16 protein-coding genes are annotated in these 18132 nt (G+C 65.0%); 14 read left to right on the plus strand and 2 right to left on the minus strand.

From position 1 onward, the window contains the following. Positions 1-81: 81 nt before the first annotated feature. The 10 genes from FY036_RS08670 to FY036_RS08715 all read left to right on the plus strand — a co-directional run bounded on the left by FY036_RS08670 (position 82) and on the right by FY036_RS08715 (position 12530). Positions 82-2751: a TRAP transporter permease gene (locus tag FY036_RS08670; RefSeq protein ID WP_148914322.1), complete on the plus strand. Its 2670-nt coding sequence runs from the start codon at positions 82-84 to the stop codon at positions 2749-2751. Between the two features lie 11 nt (positions 2752-2762). After that, positions 2763-3197: a universal stress protein gene (locus FY036_RS08675; RefSeq protein WP_148914323.1), complete on the plus strand. Its 435-nt coding sequence runs from the start codon at positions 2763-2765 to the stop codon at positions 3195-3197. Between the two features lie 106 nt (positions 3198-3303). Beyond that, positions 3304-4260 carry a sugar-binding transcriptional regulator gene (locus FY036_RS08680; protein WP_148914324.1) on the plus strand — a complete coding sequence of 319 codons (957 nt, stop codon included), beginning with the start codon at positions 3304-3306 and terminating at the stop codon, positions 4258-4260. Between the two features lie 172 nt (positions 4261-4432). Beyond that, the gene (locus FY036_RS08685) at positions 4433-5746 is read left to right on the plus strand and encodes an ABC transporter substrate-binding protein (RefSeq protein WP_148914325.1); all 1314 of its coding nucleotides are present in this window, start codon (positions 4433-4435) and stop codon (positions 5744-5746) included. Between the two features lie 92 nt (positions 5747-5838). Then, a complete protein-coding gene (locus FY036_RS08690) occupies positions 5839-6711 on the plus strand; it encodes a carbohydrate ABC transporter permease (RefSeq protein ID WP_148914326.1) in 873 nt (290 codons plus the stop codon). Positions 6712-6871: 160 nt separating this feature from the next. Next, positions 6872-7696, plus strand: a complete 825-nt coding sequence (locus FY036_RS08695; protein WP_148914327.1) for a carbohydrate ABC transporter permease — start codon at positions 6872-6874, stop codon at positions 7694-7696. Positions 7697-7713: 17 nt separating this feature from the next. Then, on the plus strand, positions 7714-8712 hold the full coding sequence (locus FY036_RS08700; protein WP_148914328.1) for an ABC transporter ATP-binding protein: 999 nt from the start codon (positions 7714-7716) through the stop codon (positions 8710-8712). 52 nt (positions 8713-8764) lie between these two features. Continuing rightward, a complete protein-coding gene (locus FY036_RS08705) occupies positions 8765-10243 on the plus strand; it encodes a mannitol dehydrogenase family protein (protein WP_148914329.1) in 1479 nt (492 codons plus the stop codon). A 26-nt stretch (positions 10244-10269) separates the two neighbouring features. Then, positions 10270-10947 carry an HAD family hydrolase gene (locus FY036_RS08710; RefSeq protein WP_148914330.1) on the plus strand — a complete coding sequence of 226 codons (678 nt, stop codon included), beginning with the start codon at positions 10270-10272 and terminating at the stop codon, positions 10945-10947. Continuing rightward, positions 10944-12530, plus strand: a complete 1587-nt coding sequence (locus FY036_RS08715; protein ID WP_148914331.1) for an FGGY-family carbohydrate kinase — start codon at positions 10944-10946, stop codon at positions 12528-12530. The genes FY036_RS08710 and FY036_RS08715 overlap by 4 nt, the downstream gene beginning before the upstream one ends. Positions 12531-12534: 4 nt before the next feature. Here the strand turns inward: FY036_RS08715 and FY036_RS08720 are convergent, their stop codons facing one another. Both FY036_RS08720 and FY036_RS08725 read right to left on the minus strand, forming a co-directional pair. Then, positions 12535-12771: an Lrp/AsnC ligand binding domain-containing protein gene (locus tag FY036_RS08720; protein ID WP_148914332.1), complete on the minus strand. Its 237-nt coding sequence runs from the start codon at positions 12769-12771 to the stop codon at positions 12535-12537. Between the two features lie 41 nt (positions 12772-12812). Then, on the minus strand, positions 12813-13643 hold the full coding sequence (locus FY036_RS08725) for an alpha/beta hydrolase (protein ID WP_148914455.1): 831 nt from the start codon (positions 13641-13643) through the stop codon (positions 12813-12815). Between the two features lie 152 nt (positions 13644-13795). Here FY036_RS08725 and FY036_RS08730 point away from each other — a divergent pair, with 152 nt between their 5' ends. Genes FY036_RS08730 through FY036_RS08745 form a run of 4 tightly spaced genes read left to right on the plus strand, consistent with a single transcriptional unit; the run spans position 13796 to position 18130 of the window. Beyond that, entirely contained in the window at positions 13796-16090 is a 2295-nt protein-coding gene (locus tag FY036_RS08730) for a bifunctional salicylyl-CoA 5-hydroxylase/oxidoreductase (RefSeq protein ID WP_148914333.1), read from the plus strand. Further along, the gene (locus FY036_RS08735) at positions 16090-16848 is read left to right on the plus strand and encodes an SDR family NAD(P)-dependent oxidoreductase (protein WP_148914334.1); all 759 of its coding nucleotides are present in this window, start codon (positions 16090-16092) and stop codon (positions 16846-16848) included. The genes FY036_RS08730 and FY036_RS08735 overlap by 1 nt, the downstream gene beginning before the upstream one ends. Next, on the plus strand, positions 16848-17321 hold the full coding sequence (locus tag FY036_RS08740) for a MarR family winged helix-turn-helix transcriptional regulator (RefSeq protein WP_148914335.1): 474 nt from the start codon (positions 16848-16850) through the stop codon (positions 17319-17321). The genes FY036_RS08735 and FY036_RS08740 overlap by 1 nt, the downstream gene beginning before the upstream one ends. Then, a complete protein-coding gene (locus FY036_RS08745; RefSeq protein ID WP_148914336.1) occupies positions 17318-18130 on the plus strand; it encodes an enoyl-CoA hydratase family protein in 813 nt (270 codons plus the stop codon). The genes FY036_RS08740 and FY036_RS08745 overlap by 4 nt, the downstream gene beginning before the upstream one ends. The last annotated feature ends 2 nt before the right edge of the window (positions 18131-18132 follow it).

Below are 18132 nucleotides of genomic sequence, written 5' to 3' on the forward strand. Positions count from 1 at the left end.
GCAAGCGAGGCGCCCGGTTGTCGGGCGCCTCTTTTCCATCGAACATGGCATTGCGCGCGTGCGTCACGAGAGGGGAACAGGATGGCGTCGAACGATCCGAAATCCGCGACGGGCACTTCGGCGCTCAGTGACGAGGAACTGCAGGATCTCGTAGCTGCGACCGATACCGGCGCGCGCGACCCGGCCGGGCTGGCCGGCTACATCATTGCAGGCGTCGCCCTTTGTTGGTCGCTGTTCCAGCTCTACATCGCATCGCCCCTGCCGTTCACGCTTTCGCGCGTGACAGGCCTGTCCCTGACGCTGAACGCGGCCGAGGCCCGCTCCATCCATCTCGCCTTCGCGCTATTCCTTGCCTATCTCGCCTATCCGGCGTTCAGGACCAGCCCGCGCGACCGCATTCCAATAATCGACTGGCTGCTGGCGCTGGGTGCTGCCGCCTGCGCGCTCTACATCTTCTGGTTCTACCGGGAGCTATCGCAGCGTCCCGGCCTACCAATCCGCGCCGACATCGTGGCGGCATCGCTGGGTCTCGTCCTGCTGCTGGAGGCGACCCGGCGCGCGCTGGGGCCGCCGCTGGTCGTCGTTGCCGTCGTCTTCCTCGCCTACGTCTTTTTCGGCAACTCCTCCTGGCTGCCAGACATGATCCAGTGGCGAGGGGCCACGCTGGCGCGCGCCATGAGCACGATGTGGCTCACCTCCGAGGGGGTGTTCGGCGTGGCGCTCGGCGTCTCTACCTCCTTCGTCTTCCTGTTCGTCCTGTTCGGCTCGATGCTCGACCGCGCCGGGGCCGGCAATTTCTTCATCAAGCTGGCTTTCGCCGTGCTTGGCCATCTGCGCGGCGGGCCGGCCAAGGCTGCTGTCCTCGCCTCGATGATGACAGGCCTCATCTCGGGCTCGTCCATCGCCAACGTGGTGACGACGGGCACCTTCACCATCCCGCTGATGAAGCGCGTCGGCTTCTCGGCCGAAAAGGCCGGCTCCGTCGAGGTCGCCTCATCCGTCAACGGCCAGATCATGCCGCCCGTCATGGGTGCGGCCGCCTTCCTGATGGTCGAGTATGTCGGTATCCCCTATATCGAGGTCATCAAGCACGCCTTCCTCCCGGCGGTCATCTCCTACATCGCGCTGCTCTACCTCGTGCACCTCGAGGCGGTGAAGAACGACATGCCCATGCTGCCCAAGGCGGTGCTTTACACCCGCCGCCAGGCGCTGATGCGGCAGGGCATCACCGTTCTTTCGATCGTCATCCTCGCGGGCGCGGCCTATTGGTTCATCAAGGGCGTGCAGATGCTGGTGCCGGCGATTTCCGCTCCGGTACTCATCCTCAGCCTGCTGGCGGTCTATGTCGCGCTCATATGGTACGCGGCCAGAAGCCCCGATCTCGAACTCGACGATCCCAACGCGCCGGTGGTCAAGCTGCCCATCGCGACAGAGGTCATCCGCACCGGCCTTCACTATCTGCTGCCGCTCTTCGTACTCGTCTGGTTCCTGATGATCGAGCGCCGGTCGCCCGGCCTCTCGGCGTTCTACGCCGTGCTGCTGCTGATGGTTATCATCATAACCCAGAAGCCACTCAAGGCGCTGTTCCGGGGGCTTCAGTCGCGCGAATGGCGCGACGCTACCATCGAGGGTTTCAGCGACCTGATTGTCGGCCTCATACTCGGCGCGCGCAACATGATCGGCATCGCCTGCGCCACGGCGGCTGCCGGCGTCATCGTCGGTACGGTCACGCTGACCGGCATCGGGCAGGTCATGGCGGAGTTCGTGGAGTTCCTCTCCGGCGGCAACTTCATGATTATCCTCATCCTCACAGCCGTCATCAGCCTCATTCTCGGCATGGGCTTGCCCACCACCGCCAATTACATCGTGGTCTCGTCGCTGATGGCGCCGGTCATTGTCGAGCTTGGGCTTGCCAACGGTCTGGTCATCCCGCTCATCGCGGTGCACCTGTTCGTGTTCTATTTCGGCATCATGGCCGACGTGACGCCGCCTGTCGGTCTCGCCTCCTTTGCAGCGGCGGCGGTGTCGGGCGGCGATCCCATCAAGACCGGACTGACCGCTTTCTTCTATTCGCTGCGCACTGTGCTGCTGCCATTCATATTCATCTTCAACACCGATCTGCTGCTCATCGGCGTCGGTGTCGTCGGGGCGATCTGGATTTTCATCAAGGCGACGACGGCGATGCTGGTTTTCGCAGCCGCCACCCAAGGCTACATGTTTGCCCGCTCGCGACTGTGGGAGTCGGCCGCTCTGCTGCTCGTCACGCTGATGCTGCTGCAGCCGGGGCTGTTCCTCGACAGGGTGCAGGCGCCCTACCGCGCCGTCGCCCCCGCGCAGCTCTTCGAGGTGGTCGGGGCCCAGCCTGAGGAGTCCATCGTACGGCTGGTCATCGAAGGTCCGGATTTCGACAACCCCGACAGGATGCTGTCGCGCACCTTGCCGTTCGAGCTCGGCCCACAGGGCGACGACGGCGAAACCCGGTTCGAGCGTGACGTCGGGATGGACGTCATGGTCGAGGGCGACGACATCCTGGTGGATGAGCCGCTCGATCCCAACACGCCGGTGGCGCGCGCGCTGCGCAACTACGATTTCTACGGCGACCCGCCCGTCAGGATCACCACCGTAGAGGTTGAGGCCGACCGCATGCCGGCCGAAATCTTCTACATCCCTGCGTTCCTGCTGTTCGGACTGGTGGCGTTCCTGCAGCTGCGCCGGTCGCGTGCGGCCCGCGAAAGCGCCGTGGCGTCTTGAGGGAGGCGGACATGTACAGGGACATTCTCGTTTCGGTCGATCTCGGTGACGCCAAGGCCGAAGTCGCGACTATTTTGGCCGCGGTTGAGTACGCCAGGGCATTTGGCGCACGTCTGCACGTCATGACGGTCGTGCCCGATTACGGCCTGTCCATCGTCGGCGGGTTCTTTCCCAAGGAGCACGAAAAGGCGGCGCTGGATCACGCCAACACCGCTCTTCACGAGTTCACCGTCGCCCACGTGCCATCCGAGGTGAAGCATCGCCACATCGTCGGGCACGGCTCCATCTATCGTCAGATCCTTCACTATGCGGGCGTGGTGAAGGCCGATCTGATCGTGCTTTCCGCGGGGCGCGAAGGGCCGGAAGATTATCTGATCGGTCCCAACGCGGCGCGCGTGGTACGCCACGCCAAGACGTCCGTTCTGGTGGTCAGGCAGGAGGGGTGAGGCCCCGCCTGCCGCGATCATCCGTTGACGGCGCAGTCGTGCCTCGCCAGACTTGGCCCTTACGGCACGGCGGCGTTGGGGCTGCGCTCGTGCCACAAAGGAAACGATGAGCACCATCCGCGAGGCCAGCAAACCCAGGCTTGACGACGCTGCGCGCGCCGGCTGGCTCTATTATGTCGCCGGCAACACGCAGGACCAGATCGCCGCCAAGCTCGGCGTGTCGCGCCAGTCTGCACAGCGTCTCGTCTCGCTTGCGGTCTCCGAGGGGCTGGTCAAGGTGCGCATAGACCACCCCATCGCCAACTGCCTCACCCTCGCCGACAGGCTTCGGCAGCGCTTTGCACTCGATTTCGTCGAGGTGGTGCCCAGCGATCCGGCCTCCGCATCCACCACGCTCGGCATTGCCGAAGCTGCCGCCGCCGAGATCGAGAAGCGCTTGTCCGCGCCCGAGCCTATCGTCATGGCGATGGGAACCGGCCGCACGCTCAAGGCCGCCATCGAGCGGCTGCCTTCGATGGATTGCCCGCACCAGAAGGTGGTTTCGCTGACCGGCAACATAGCGCCCGACGGCTCCGCGGCATTCTACAATGTCGTCTTCACCATGGCCGACAAGGTCAAATCGCGGTCTTTCCCGATGCCGCTGCCCGTCATCGCCTCCTCGCCCGAGGAGCGCGAACTGCTGCACGGGCAGGAGTTGATCCGCGCGACGCTGGATCTCGCTGCGCAGGCCGCCGTGACCTTCGTCGGCATCGGCGATCTCGGTCCAGATGCCCCGCTCTATCAGGACGGCTTCATCTCCAAAGACGAGCTCGCCGCGCTGCGCAAGGCCGGCGCGGTGGCGGAGATCGTCGGTTGGGCCTTCGACAGCGAAGGCAGGCTGATCGACGGCATCACCAACGACCGCGTTGCCTCCGCTCCCATACCCTCCCGCGAAACGTCGCTGGTGATTGCATTGGCAATGGGCGAGCGCAAGCTGCCGGGCATCGCCGCAGCTGTCGGTGCACGCCTCGTCAACGGCCTCGTGACCGACGAACGCACCGCCGCAGCACTGCTGGCGATGTAGCCCAGCCAGCCGCCTGACGGGCCTTTTTCCGCTTACTCCCGACCCATCGGACCGTGTCCGGGCTTTCGCTTGCTGCGCCGCAGCAACGAATCCGCCTTGACTCTGCGCCGGGGTAGTGAATATTTGCTCAAGACATAAGCAATTGCGCATCGTGGTTCTAGGGAGGATATCCATGAAACTGAGAACTGCCTTGCTCGGCGCCTGCTCGGTACTCGTTCTGTCCGGCGCGGCTTTCGCCGAAACAATCACCATCGCAACCGTCAACAACGGCGACATGATCCGCATGCAGCGGCTCGCCGAAGACTTCACGGCCAAGCACCCCGACATTCAGCTCCAGTGGGTGACGCTTGAGGAGAACGTGCTGCGCGAGCGTGTCACAACCGACATCGCGGCCGGCGGCGGCCAGTACGATGTCATGACCATTGGCAACTACGAAGTGCCGATCTGGGCGAAGCAGGGTTGGCTGCTGGAGCTCGACGGCCTGGGTGACGACTATGACGTCGACGATCTGCTGCCCGCCATCCGCGGCGGCCTTACCGTCGACGGCAAGCTCTATGCCGCGCCGTTCTATGGCGAGTCGGCGATGATCATGTACCGCACCGACCTGTTCGAGGCCGCCGGTCTCGAAATGCCGGCCTCTCCCACCTGGGAGTTCATCGGCGAGGCGGCACGCAAGATCAAGGCCGACAACCCCGACGTGAACGGCATCTGCCTGCGCGGCAAGGCCGGCTGGGGCGAGAACATGGCCTTCATCACCGCGCTCGCCAACTCCTATGGCGGCCGCTGGTTCGACGAGAACTGGCAGCCCCAGTTCGATCAGCCGGAATGGAAGGAGGCCTTCCAGTTCTACATCGATCTCATGAACGATGCCGGCCCGGCAGGCGCATCGTCCAACGGCTTCAACGAGAACCTGACGCTGTTCCAGCAGGGCAAGTGCGGCATGTGGATGGACGCCACGGTCGCGGCTTCCTTCGTGTCGAACCCGGAAGATTCGCAGGTGGCCGACAAGGTAGATTTCGCCATCTTCCCCAGCAAGGAAGGCGTGGACAATCACGGCCACTGGCTGTGGTCGTGGAACCTTGCCGTGCCGGCAAGCTCGGGCAAGGCGGAAGCCGCGCAGACCTTCATCTCGTGGGCGACCGACAAGGCCTACACCGAGATGGTGGCCGAGAAGGAGGGCTGGGCCAACGTCCCGCCCGGCACCCGCACCTCGCTTTACGAGAACGCGGCCTACAAGGAGGCGGCGCCCTTCGCGGAGCCGACGCTTGAGGCCATGAATGCGGCCGACATCACCAAGCCTTCGGTCAAGCCGGTGCCCTACACGGGCGGCCAGTTCGTGGCCATTCCCGAGTTCCAGGGCCTCGGCACGACGGTCGGCCAGCTCTTCGCGGCAGCCCTTGCCGGCCAGTCCTCGGTGGACGACGCGCTCGCACAGGCTCAGAACATCGCCACCCGCGAAATGACCCGCGCCGGCTACATCAAATAGGCCTCCTCCCGGAGCCTTGGTCGTCCGGCTTCGGCCGGGCGGCCGCTTTTCCCGACAGCACCGGAAACGTCTGCACGGCAGGGTGAATTGCCATGGCTACGCGACAGACAAGAACGCTCGCCCGCTTCATGATGGCGCCCGCCGTCGTCCTGCTGCTGATCTGGATGATCGTGCCGCTGTCGATGACGATCTGGTACTCGTTCCAGAACTATAATCTGCTCAACCCGATGACCCGCGGCTTCGCCGGCTGGTCGAACTACGTCTACTTCTACACCGACCCGGCCTTCTATCAGGCGATCGGCAACACGCTGATGCTCGTCGGCGGGGTACTGTTCATAACGGTCGTTGGCGGCATCCTGCTGGCGCTGCTGCTCGACCAGCCGATCTTTGGCCAGGGCATCGTACGCATCCTCGTCATCTCGCCCTTTTTCGTCATGCCGCCGGTCGCTGCACTGGTATGGAAGAACATGATCATGCATCCGGGCTACGGCGTCTTTGCCGACATATCCCGGTTTTTCGGCCTCCAGCCGGTCGACTGGTTCGCCCAGTATCCGCTGTTTTCCATCATCATCATCGTCGCGTGGCAATGGCTGCCCTTCGCCACGCTGATCCTGCTCACCGCCCTGCAGTCGCTTGACGAGGAGCAGAAGGAGGCCGCCGAGATGGACGGCGCAAACTTCCTCAACCGCTTCTGGTATCTGACGCTGCCGCATCTGGCGCGCGCCATCACGGTTGTCATCCTCATCCAGACCATCTTCCTGCTGGCGGTCTATGCCGAGATCCTCGTCACCACCAATGGCGGGCCGGGCTACGCGTCAACCAACCTCGCCTTCCTCATCTACCGCACGGCGCTCCTGTCATACGACGTCGGAGGGGCCTCCGCCGGCGGCGTCATCGCAGTCATCCTCGCCAACATCGTCGCCATCTTCCTGATGCGCGCGGTGGGCCGAAACCTGGATCGGTGAGGGAAGAAGAGATGAAAAACATCCGTCTTGCCCCCACCCCTTACCCCTCCCCTCAGGGGGGAGGAGGGCACCAGCGTCTCAGAACCCCCCTCCCCCCTGAGGGGAGGGGTAAGAGGTGGGGGTGGTCCAGCACGGCCTCTCATGCGGGGAGAATCTGATCATGGCGCGCAGAGTATCCACCCGTCACAAGGTCATCGCCACCTTTGCCGCCTGGCTGGTCGCGTTCGTGATCTTCTTCCCCATCCTCTACATGGTCATCACCTCGCTGAAGACCGAGCCGGAGGCGATCGCGGGCATCAACCTGATCCCGTCCTTCACGCTGGAGAGCTATGTCGCGGTGCAGCAGCAGAACGACTATTTCAAGCCGTTCATGAACTCGGTCGTCATCGCGCTGGGCTCCACGCTTGTGGCCCTCATCATCGCCATCCCGGCGGCGTGGTCGATGGCGTTCTCGCCTACTAAGCGCACCAAGGACATCCTGATGTGGATGCTGTCGACCAAGATGATGCCGGCCGTCGGCGTGCTGGTCCCGCTGTTCATCATCTTCCGCGACACGGGCCTTCTCGACACCCGCATCGGCCTCACGATGATCCTCACCCTCATCAACCTGCCGATCGTGGTGTGGATGCTTTACACCTATTTCCGCGAGATACCGGGCGAGATTCTCGAGGCCGCGCGCATGGATGGGGCCAGCCTTTCAGGCGAGATCATCTACGTGCTGACGCCGATGGCGGTGCCCGGCATCGCCTCGACCATGCTTCTCAACATCATCCTCGCCTGGAACGAGGCGTTCTGGACGCTGCGCCTCGCGGCGGCCAACGCCGCCCCGCTCACCGCCTTCATCGCTTCGTTCTCGAGCCCGCAGGGACTGTTCTGGGCCAAGCTCTCGGCGGCGTCCACGCTCGCCATCGCCCCCATCCTCATCATGGGCTGGTTCTCGCAGCGCCAGCTCGTACGCGGCCTCACCTTCGGCGCGGTCAAATAGGTTTCGGGAGGGGAGCCATGGGTAACATCACGCTCAAGAACGTTCACAAGGCCTTTGGCGCGACGGTCATCATTCCCGACATCGACCTCGACATCGCCGACGGCGAGTTCGTGGTCTTCGTCGGGCCGTCCGGTTGCGGCAAGTCCACGCTGTTGCGGCTGATCGCGGGGCTCGAAGACACCACCTCGGGCACCATCCTCATCGACGGCAGGGAGGTGACCGACGAAGCGCCAGCAAAGCGCGGTCTGGCCATGGTGTTCCAGTCCTATGCGCTCTACCCGCATATGAGCGTCTACAACAACATCGCCTTCCCCCTGAAAATGGCGAAGGTCGACAAGGACACTATCGACAGGAAGGTGCGCTCGGCCGCCACCACCCTAAACCTCACCAACTATCTCGAACGCCGCCCCGGCCAGCTTTCCGGCGGCCAGCGCCAGCGCGTCGCCATCGGCCGCGCCATCGTGCGCCAGCCCAAGGCGTTCCTGTTCGACGAGCCGCTGTCCAACCTGGACGCCGCGCTGCGCGGCACGATGCGGCTGGAGATCAGCGAACTTCACCAGCAACTGGCCACCACCATGATCTACGTCACCCACGACCAGGTCGAGGCGATGACCATGGCCGACAAGATTGTGGTGCTCAACGCCGGCAACATCGAGCAGGTCGGTTCGCCCCTGGAGCTCTACCGCAGCCCGCGCAACCTGTTCGTCGCTGGCTTCATCGGCTCGCCGCGCATGAACCTCATCACCGGCGCGGAAGCAGCCAAGCACGGCGCGCAGACCATCGGCGTCAGGCCCGAGCACCTCAAGCTTTCCACCGCATCGGGCACCTGGAAGGGCACCGTCGGCGTCGCCGAGCATCTGGGCTCCGACACCTTCCTTCACATCCAGGTGGACGGCATCGGACAGGTGACGGCGCGTGCTGATGGTGAGTTTGCGGTCGATCACGGCGATCAGGTCTGGCTGACGCCGGAACCGGGCAAGATTCATCGCTTCAACGAAGCAGGCGAGGCGATCTGATGCGCCGGCAGCCAGCCAGTCCCGCGCCGTTCAGCAGGGGAGACGCATCGCGATGACCGAGAAGCTTTCCCTGGCCGGGCTCGATCGCCTGCCGGATCGGGTCGCGCGGCCACGCTATCGCCGCGACGACCTTTCGCCCGGCATCGTCCATTTCGGCGTCGGCAACTTCCATCGCGCGCATCAGGCGGTCTATCTCGACGAGCTTTTCAATGCGGGCGAGGGGCGCGACTGGGCGATCGTCGGCGCAGGCGTGCTCGACGCCGAGAAGGTCGGGCGCGACCGGCTTGCCGGGCAGGATTTTCTGACCACCGTGGTCGAGCAGGATAGCGGCCACATAAGCGCGCGCGTCACAGGCGCGATGATCGATTTCATCGAGCCCGGCGCGACCGATGCTGTCATCGCGCAGCTGGCGGCGCCTGCCATCCGCATCGTCTCGATGACCATCACCGAGGGTGGCTATTTCATCGACCCGGCATCGGGCAGGTTCGACCCGGACCATCCCGCGATCCGCGCCGATGCCGCAAACATTGCACAGCCCAAGACCGTCTTCGGCCTCATCCTTGCAGGCCTGATGCGCCGGCGCGAGGCAGGCACCCCGCCCTTCACGGTCATGTCCTGCGACAACATCCCCGGCAACGGCCACGTCACGCAGGACGCCGTGGCGGGGCTCGCTGCGCTGGTCGATGCTGATCTGGCGAAATGGATCCATGACGAAGTGGCCTTTCCGAACGGCATGGTCGACCGCATCACGCCGGCGACGACGGATCGCGAGCGCTCAATCCTGCGCGACGAGTTCGGCGTCGAGGACGCATGGCCCGTCTTCTGCGAGCCGTTCCGGCAATGGGTGCTGGAGGACCGTTTCCCCGCCGGCCGCCCGGCGTTGGAGAAGGTCGGCGTCACCTTCGTGGACGACGTTTCCCCTTGGGAGCTGATGAAGATCCGCATCCTCAATGGTGGCCACGCGGCCATCGCCTATCCGGCAGCGCTGATGGACATCCATTTCGTCCATGAGGCGATGGAGGAGCCGCTGATCCGCCGCTTTCTCGAAAAGCTCGAGCGCGAGGAGATCATCCCCGTCGTGCCGCCCGTGCCGGACACGGACCTCAACGACTATTTCTCGCTGATCGAGCGCCGCTTCGCCAATCCGAAGATCGGCGACACCATCGCGCGGCTCTGCCAGGACGGTTCCAACCGCCAACCCAAATTCATCCTGCCCTCCGCCGCAGACAGGCTGAGGGCCGGCCAGAGCGTCACCGGCCTGTCGCTGGTCTCCGCACTCTGGTGCCGCTACTGCACTGGCGTCAGCGATTCGGGCCGCATCATCCCGCCCAACGACGCGGCTGCCGAACGGCTGAAGGAAGCGGCGCTGCGCGCGAAGGATGATCCCGGCGCCTTTCTGGCGCTTTCCGACATTTTCGGCGATACAGGCAAATCACCCGTCTTCGCCGGGCGCTTCGCCAGCAATCTCCGCACTGTCTGGGAAAAGGGCGCGAGGGCGACACTTGAATCCTACCTCGCCGGCTCCCTCTGACCGGCCCCGCCGGAGCACCGAGCCGCATGACCACAAGCACCGACCTCGTCATCTTCGATTGCGATGGCGTTCTGGTCGATAGCGAGCCGATCTCGATTGCCGTTCTGCGCGAGGTCATTGCACGCGCCGGCCACGACATCGACGAGGCCACCGCGTACCAGCGCTTTCTCGGTCGTTCCATGACCACCATCGGCGATACGCTGGCCGCCGAATACGGGCTGGTCTTAACCGAAGAGCACCTTGCCGATACGCGCGAGCTGATGTCAGCGCGCTTCCGCGCCGAGCTCAAGGCGATTGCGGGCATCCGTCAGGCGCTGCTGACGCTTCCCAACCGCCGCTGCGTCGCCTCTTCCTCGCGGCCTGAACGCATCCGCCTCTCGCTCGAGCTCACCGGCCTGCTGGACCTGCTCGAACCGGACATCTACAGTGCCACCATGGTGAAGCGAGGAAAGCCAGCCCCCGACTTGTTCCTGCATGCCGCCGCCAGGATGGGCGCACAGCCGCAGGCATGCCTCGTCATCGAGGACAGCCCGGCAGGCATCGAGGCGGCCAAGGCCGCCGGCATGCGTGTGTTCGCCTTTGCCGGCGGGTCGCATGCCGAGGCAGGCGGGCTGCGCACGGCATTCGAGGTGCTCAAGCCCGATCTGGTCTTCGACGACATGCGCCTTCTGCCCTCGCTGGTGGCGGAGGCGGATGCCAGGTGAGCGGAAGGTTGGTCTGTGCCGTCGATGTGGGAACGGGAAGCGCACGGGCCGGCATTATCGACCGCTCGGGGCGAATGCTCGGGCGCGGCGAGCACGCCATCGCGATGAACCGGCCGCAGGCCGACCATGCCGAGCACGATTCCCTCGACATCTGGGCCGCGGTCTGCGCCGCAGTGCGCCAGGCGCTGGAGGCCTCGGGGGCGTCACCGTCCGCTGTGGCGGGCATCGGCTTCGACGCGACATGCTCGCTGGTGGCGCGGGATAATCGTAACCAGCAACTTACATTGTCGACGTCGGGCCAGCCGCGCTGGGATACCATCGTCTGGCTCGATCATCGCGCGCTTGACGAGGCGGACGAATGCACCGCGACCGACCACAAGGTGCTCGATCATATCGGCGGCGTGATGTCGCCCGAGATGCAGACGCCCAAGCTGATGTGGGTCAAGCGCCACCTGCCGCAAAGCTGGCCTGCTGCGGCGCATTTCTTCGATCTTGCCGATTTCCTCACCTTCATGGCCACGGGTTCGACCGCACGCTCCCAATGCACGCTCGCCTGCAAGTGGACCTATCTCGCGCATGAAACGCCGGGCTGGCAGGGCGATTTCTTCGACACGCTCGGCATCGGCGACATGCCCGAACGCGGTGGCTTGCCGGAACGCGCCATGCCGGTCGGTTCCGATCTCGGTCCGCTGACGGCAGAGGCCGCAGCCGCCCTCGGTCTCACCACCGCCTGCCGTGTCGGCACGGGTCTGGTGGATGCCTATGCCGGCGCGCTCGGCGTTCTCGGTGGCTTTGCCGCCGACCGCGACGAGATCGAGCGCCACATGGCGCTCATCGCGGGGACGTCCAGTTGCGTCATGGCGATGTCCACCGACAAGAAATCTTTTGCCGGCGCCTGGGGGCCTTATTGGGGCGTCACTTTGCCGGACTTGTGGGTGATCGAGGGCGGCCAGTCCGCCACCGGCGCGCTGCTCGACCACGTCATCCGCTGGCATGGGGCAGGGGGCGATCCCACCGCGGAGACGCACCGCCGCATCGGCGAGCGTATTGGGCAATTGCGCGCTGTCGAAGGGCTCGACCTCGCCGGTCGTCTCCACGTCCTGCCGGATTTCCACGGCAACCGCTCACCGCTGGCCGACCCGCACGCGCTGGGCGTCATATCGGGGCTTACGCTTGACGCTTCGTTCGACAGCCTCGCGCGGCTCTACTGGCGCACCTGCGTCGGCATCGCGCTGGGCGTGCGTCACATCCTCGACACGCTCAACGGCAAGGGCTTCGTCATCGACACGCTGCACGTCACCGGCGGCCACACGCGCAACCCCATCCTCATGGAACTCTATGCCGACGCCACCGGCTGCCGCGTGGTCGAGCCGCTGGGTGGCGAGGCGGTTCTGCTCGGCTCGGGCATGGTCGCGGCTGCGGCGGCCGGCCTCTATCCCTCGCTGGAGGACGCCTGCGTCGGCATGAGCCAGCGCGGCCGCGAACGCGCGCCCAACCCGGCCGCCCGCGACCGCTTCGACCGCGACTACCGCGTCTTTCTGGAGATGCACCGCCAGCGGCAGACGCTGGAAAGTATAATGTAAAGCCTCAAAACGCCTTGAAGGTCAGCGTTGTCAGCGAGCGCACGATGCCCGGCACGTTGGCGACGTTATCGTTGATGAACTTGCCGATATCGACGCCCTCGTCGATATAGACCTTCATCAGCAGGTCGTAGTCGCCGCTGGTCGAATAGAGTTCCGAAGCGACCTCGCGCTTGAACAATTCGTCGGCGACCTCGTAGGTCCTTCCCGGCGAAACCTGAAGCTGCACGAAAACTGCTCTCATCATATTCCTCGTCAGTGGTGAGCCAAAGTCGGGCCTGGGGGTCAGCCTGTCAACAGCGTTTGCGTCAGCGCGTGGTTCGGGTCGGCCAGCCCGTCGATGACGTCAAAATGGTGCCTGTCGGGCTCTTCCATCACCAGTGTCGTTGCCCCCAGCCCGGTCCAGGCGTTGGCCAGAAGCGCGTTCTGCCGCACGAACTCCGACCGCTCGGCCGCCCCCACCCAGCACGCCAGCCGCGCGCCTTGCATGGGCTCGAGCAGAGCGGGACTTTCGGCGCGCGCCTCGGCAGCGTCGATCGTGAGCCCCTCGTTCATCTTCGTCGCCATCAACGGGCGCAGGTCGTGCACGCCGGATATCGACACGGTGTTGACGATACGCGCCCGCACGGCGTCGGGCAGAGGGGAGGTCGCGCTTATCATCCGCGTTACCAGATGCCCGCCGGCCGAATGCCCCGTCAGCCGGATCGGCCCTTCCACCATCGACGCGGCCTTCTCCACCGCGCGACCGACCTCCGTGACGATGCCGGAAATGCGGATGTCCGGGCACAGCGTATAGGATGGCATCGCCACCGCATGCCCATGCGCCAGCGGGCCGGCCGCAAGATGCGACCAGAAGCTCTTGTCCAGCCTTAGCCAGAACCCGCCATGCACGAAAACGACGAGGCCCTTCGGCGTGCCTTCCGGCATGAACAGGTCGAGCTTGTTTCGCGCCGCGTCGCCGTAGGAGACGTCGAGCCGCGCCCGGCCCTCCGCTTCCAGCCGCTCGCGAAAACTCCTGGCCGGCTCGACCCAGGCGTTCGGCCAGCGTTCGCCCTGCGGAATATTCGCGCCGTTGGCGTAGGCGTCGTCCCAGTCGTCGATGCGGTGATAGAACATCGCGCTCCCCTCTCCATTGCGCCCGATCCATGGCGCGGACCGGGCCATCCTGTCCAGTCTCCAGATTATTTCAACCTTGAAATTTTATGCTTGAAGGAAGCCGCCTTTGGTGCAATCCTCCTTCAAAACATAATAAGCAGGGAACACGGCGGATGAAGGTCGCAGTGCTTGGCGGGGGACCCGCTGGCCTCTACTTTGCGATTTCGATGAAGCTGCGCGATGCGGCTCACGAGGTCACCGTTTTCGAGCGCAACCGCGCCGACGACACCTTCGGCTGGGGCGTGGTTCTTTCCGACGAGACGCTGGACAATCTGGCCGCAAACGACGCCCGGAGTGCGGCCGCCATCCGCGAGCACTTCGCCTACTGGGACGACATCGCCGTAGTTCATAAGGGCGTGCGTACGGTCTCCACCGGCCACGGCTTCTGCGGCATCGGGCGCATGAAGCTGCTGCTGCTGCTTCAGGAGCGCGCCCGCGAACTGGGCGTCGACCTCCGCTTCCAGGCCGAGATCGCCGACCAAGAAAAACTGATGGGCGAATACGATCTCGTCATCGCTGCCGACGGGCTCAACTCGCGCACCCGCACGGCCTTCGCCGAACATTTCCGCCCCGACGTCGACACCCGCAAGTGCAAGTTCGTCTGGCTTGGCACGAAGCAGAAATTCGACGACGCCTTCACCTTCATCTTCGAAAAGACCGAGCATGGCTGGGTCTGGGCGCACGCCTACCAGTTCGATCCCGACACCGCGACCTTCATCGTCGAATGCACCGAAGCGACGTGGGAAAAATTCGGCTTCGGGCAGATGAGCCAGCAGGAATCCATCGCCGTCTGCGAGCGGATTTTCAGGGATCATCTCGGCGGCCACGCGCTGATGACGAATGCCAACCACATTCGTGGCTCGGCGTGGATCAACTTCCCGCGCGTATTGTGCGAGCGCTGGTCGTACAGGAATATCGCGCTCATGGGCGATGCGGCTGCGACGGCGCACTTCTCCATCGGTTCGGGCACCAAGCTGGCGCTGGAATCCGCCATCGCCATGGCCGAGTACCTCCATTCCGAACCCACTCTGGAAGCCGCCTTCACGAAATATGAGGATGCACGCCGGCTGGAAGTGCTGCGCCTGCAATCGGCGGCACGCAACTCGATGGAGTGGTTCGAGGAGGTCGAGCGCTACCTCGACCTCGATCCCGTCCAGTTCAACTATTCGCTGCTCACCCGTTCGCAGCGCATCAGCCACGAGAACCTGCGCCTGCGCGACGCGGCATGGCTGGGCGGCGCGGAAGACTGGTTCCAGCGCCAGGCTGGTGCCGCCGCCAACTCCAACCGCGCGCCGATGTTCGCGCCGTTCCGCCTGCGCGGTATGGAGCTGAAGAACCGCGTCGTCGTCTCGCCCATGGCACAGTACCGAGCCGTCGACGGCACTCCGACGGACTGGCACTTCGTCCACTACGCCGAGCGCGCCAAGGGCGGTGCTGGCCTCGTTTACATCGAGATGACCTGCGTGTCGCCAGAAGGCCGCATCACACCCGGCTGCCCAGGTTTCTACAAGCCGGAGCACGAGGCGGTGTGGAAGCGCATCGTCGACTTCGTCCATGCCGAGACCGACGCGAAGATTTGCGCCCAGATCGGCCATTCGGGTGCCAAAGGCTCCACCCAGCTCGGCTGGGAAGAGATGGACGCACCATTGAGGGACGGCAACTGGCCGCTGCTCTCGGCCTCCGCCACGCCGTGGTCGCCGAAGAACCAGACGCCGAAGGCGATGGACCGCGCCGACATGGATATGGTGTGCGACCAGTTCGTCGCCGCCGCCGAGATGGCCGATCGATGCGGCTTCGACATGCTGGAACTTCACATGGCCCACGGCTATCTGCTGTCCTCCTTCATCTCGCCGCTCACCAATCTGCGCACCGATGAATATGGCGGGTCGCTCGAAAACCGCATGCGCTGGCCGCTTGAGGTGTTCCACGCTGTCCGCGCCGTCTGGCCCGCCGACAAGCCGATCTCCGTTCGCATCTCCGCCAATGACTGGGTCGGCGACGAAGGCGTCACGCCGGAAGAGGCAGTCAGCATCGCACGCATCCTGCAGGAGGCCGGCGTCGACATCTGCGACGTCTCGGCCGGCCAGACCTCGCAGCGGGCGAAGCCGGTCTATGGCCGCATGTTCCAGACCCCGTTTTCGGATCGCATCCGCAACGAGACCGGCATGGCCACCATGGCTGTCGGCAACATCTACGAGCCCGACCACGTCAACTCTATCCTGATGGCCGGTCGCGCCGACCTCGTCTGCCTCGCCCGCCCGCATCTGGCCGATCCGTACTGGACACTGCACGCGGCGGCGAAACTTGCCGACAAGGGCGTCAAATGGCCCGACCCTTATTTGCCCGGCCGCGACCAGCTCTATCGTCTGGCAGAACGCGGTCCCGAACAGATGACGGGGAAGGTGTGATGGTGATGGTTGGCACCCACGCCCTCGTGACAGGCGGCGGCACTGGCATCGGCAAGGCCATTGCCGAGGCGCTCGCCGCGCAGGGCGTCGAGGTCACGATATGCGGCCGCCGCATCGAGGCGCTTGAGGCCGTCGCCGCCGGCAATACGCGCATCCATGCGCTTGCCGCCGATGTCACCGACGAGGTTTCGGTCGCCGCGCTCTACGAGAAGGCTACCGCCGCGCGCGGCGCTTTCGACATCGTCGTCGCCAATGCCGGCATGGGCTCCAGCGCGCCGGCCGGTCGCACCTCGCTCGACCTCTGGCAGCAGACGCTGGCCGTAAATCTCACCGGTGCGTTCCTCACGGTGCGCCCTGCGATCGATCCGATGCGCAAGGCGGGCAAGGGCCGCATCGTGTTCATAGCTTCAATCGCCGGGTTGAAGGGCGCACCATACATCTCCGCCTATGTCGCCTCCAAGCATGGCGTCGTCGGGCTGACGCGGGCGCTCGCGGCCGAGCTTGCGCAGACCGACATCACCGTCAACGCCGTCTGCCCCGGATATGTCGAGACGCCGATGCTGGAGCGCACCGTCGCCAACATCCTGGACAAGACCGGCCGCGACGAGGCGGCAGCGCGCGCAGCCATCGCAAAGGACAATCCGCAGGGCCGCATCATCGCCCCGCAGGAGGTGGCCGACACGGTCATGTGGCTGTGCGGCGAGGGCGCGCGTTCGGTCAACGGTCAGGCCATCGCGCTGTCGGGAGGCGAGGTCTGATGGACGCCACACTCGACACGCTCGAAGCACCGCCAGCCAGCAAGGACCGCCTGCGTCTGTGGATCAGGCTTCTGCGGGCCGCGCGCATTGTCGAAGGCGAATTGCGCGAGCGTCTCAAGACCAACTTCGACACCACCCTGCCGCGCTTCGACGTGATGTCGGCGCTCAATCGCCAGCCCGAAGGCATGCTGATGAGCGACCTGTCGCGCTTCCTTCTGGTGTCGAACGGCAACGTCACCGGCATCGTCGATCGCCTCGTGTCCGACGGCTTCGTCGTGCGGTCCAACCGGGAGGGCGACCGCCGCACATCCATCGTACGGCTGACGGATGCGGGCGCGGAGCGCTTCGCCGCAATGGCGGCCGCACATGAAATCTGGATAGCGGAACTGCTTGCCGAGGTGAGCGAGGGCGACGCGCGCAAGCTGTCGTCCATGCTCAAGGCGTTCCGCAGCAATTGGGAGAGCGAGCATTGACCCAGATGGCGGGCCTGAAGCCCCAGCATTTTCTGTGGAGCGTGGACGACCGCGTCGCGACCATCCGCCTCGACCGGCCGGAGCGCAAGAACCCGCTCACCTTCGCGTCCTACGCCGAGCTGCGCGACACCTTCCGCGACCTGGTCTACGCCGACGATGTCGATGTCGTCGTCTTCCTGCCGAACGGCGGCAATTTCTGCTCGGGCGGCGACGTGCACGACATCATCGGCCCGCTGGTCGACATGGACATGAAGGACCTCCTTGCGTTCACGCGCATGACCGGCGATTTCGTCAAGGCGATGCTCGCCTGCGGCAAGCCGATCATCTCGGCGGTAGACGGCGTGGCCGTCGGCGCCGGCGCGATCATCACCATGGCGTCCGACATCAGGCTGGCGACGCCGGAAGCCAAGACCGCCTTCCTGTTCACCCGCGTCGGGCTTGCCGGCTGCGACATGGGCGCGTGCGCCATGCTGCCGCGCATCATCGGTCAGGGCCGCGCCGCCGAGCTGCTTTATACCGGCCGCTCGATGAGCGCGGAGGAGGGCGAGCGCTGGGGCTACTATAATCGCCTCGTCGCGGCCGCCGAGCTTGAGGCCGAAGCGCTCAAGCTCGCCCGCCAGCTCGCATCCGGCCCGACCTTCGCGCACGGCATCACCAAGACCCAGCTCAACCAGGAATGGTCAATGGGATTGGAGCAGGCGATCGAGGCGGAAGCCCAGGCTCAGGCGATCTGCATGCAGACGCAGGATTTTTCGCGGGCGTACCATGCGTTCGTGGGCAAAGAGCGTCCGGTGTTTGAGGGGAATTGAGG

It is taken from the genome of Neoaquamicrobium microcysteis, from assembly GCF_008180155.1.
In the GTDB taxonomy this organism is placed as follows: Bacteria; Pseudomonadota; Alphaproteobacteria; order Rhizobiales; family Rhizobiaceae; genus Aerobium; species Aerobium microcysteis.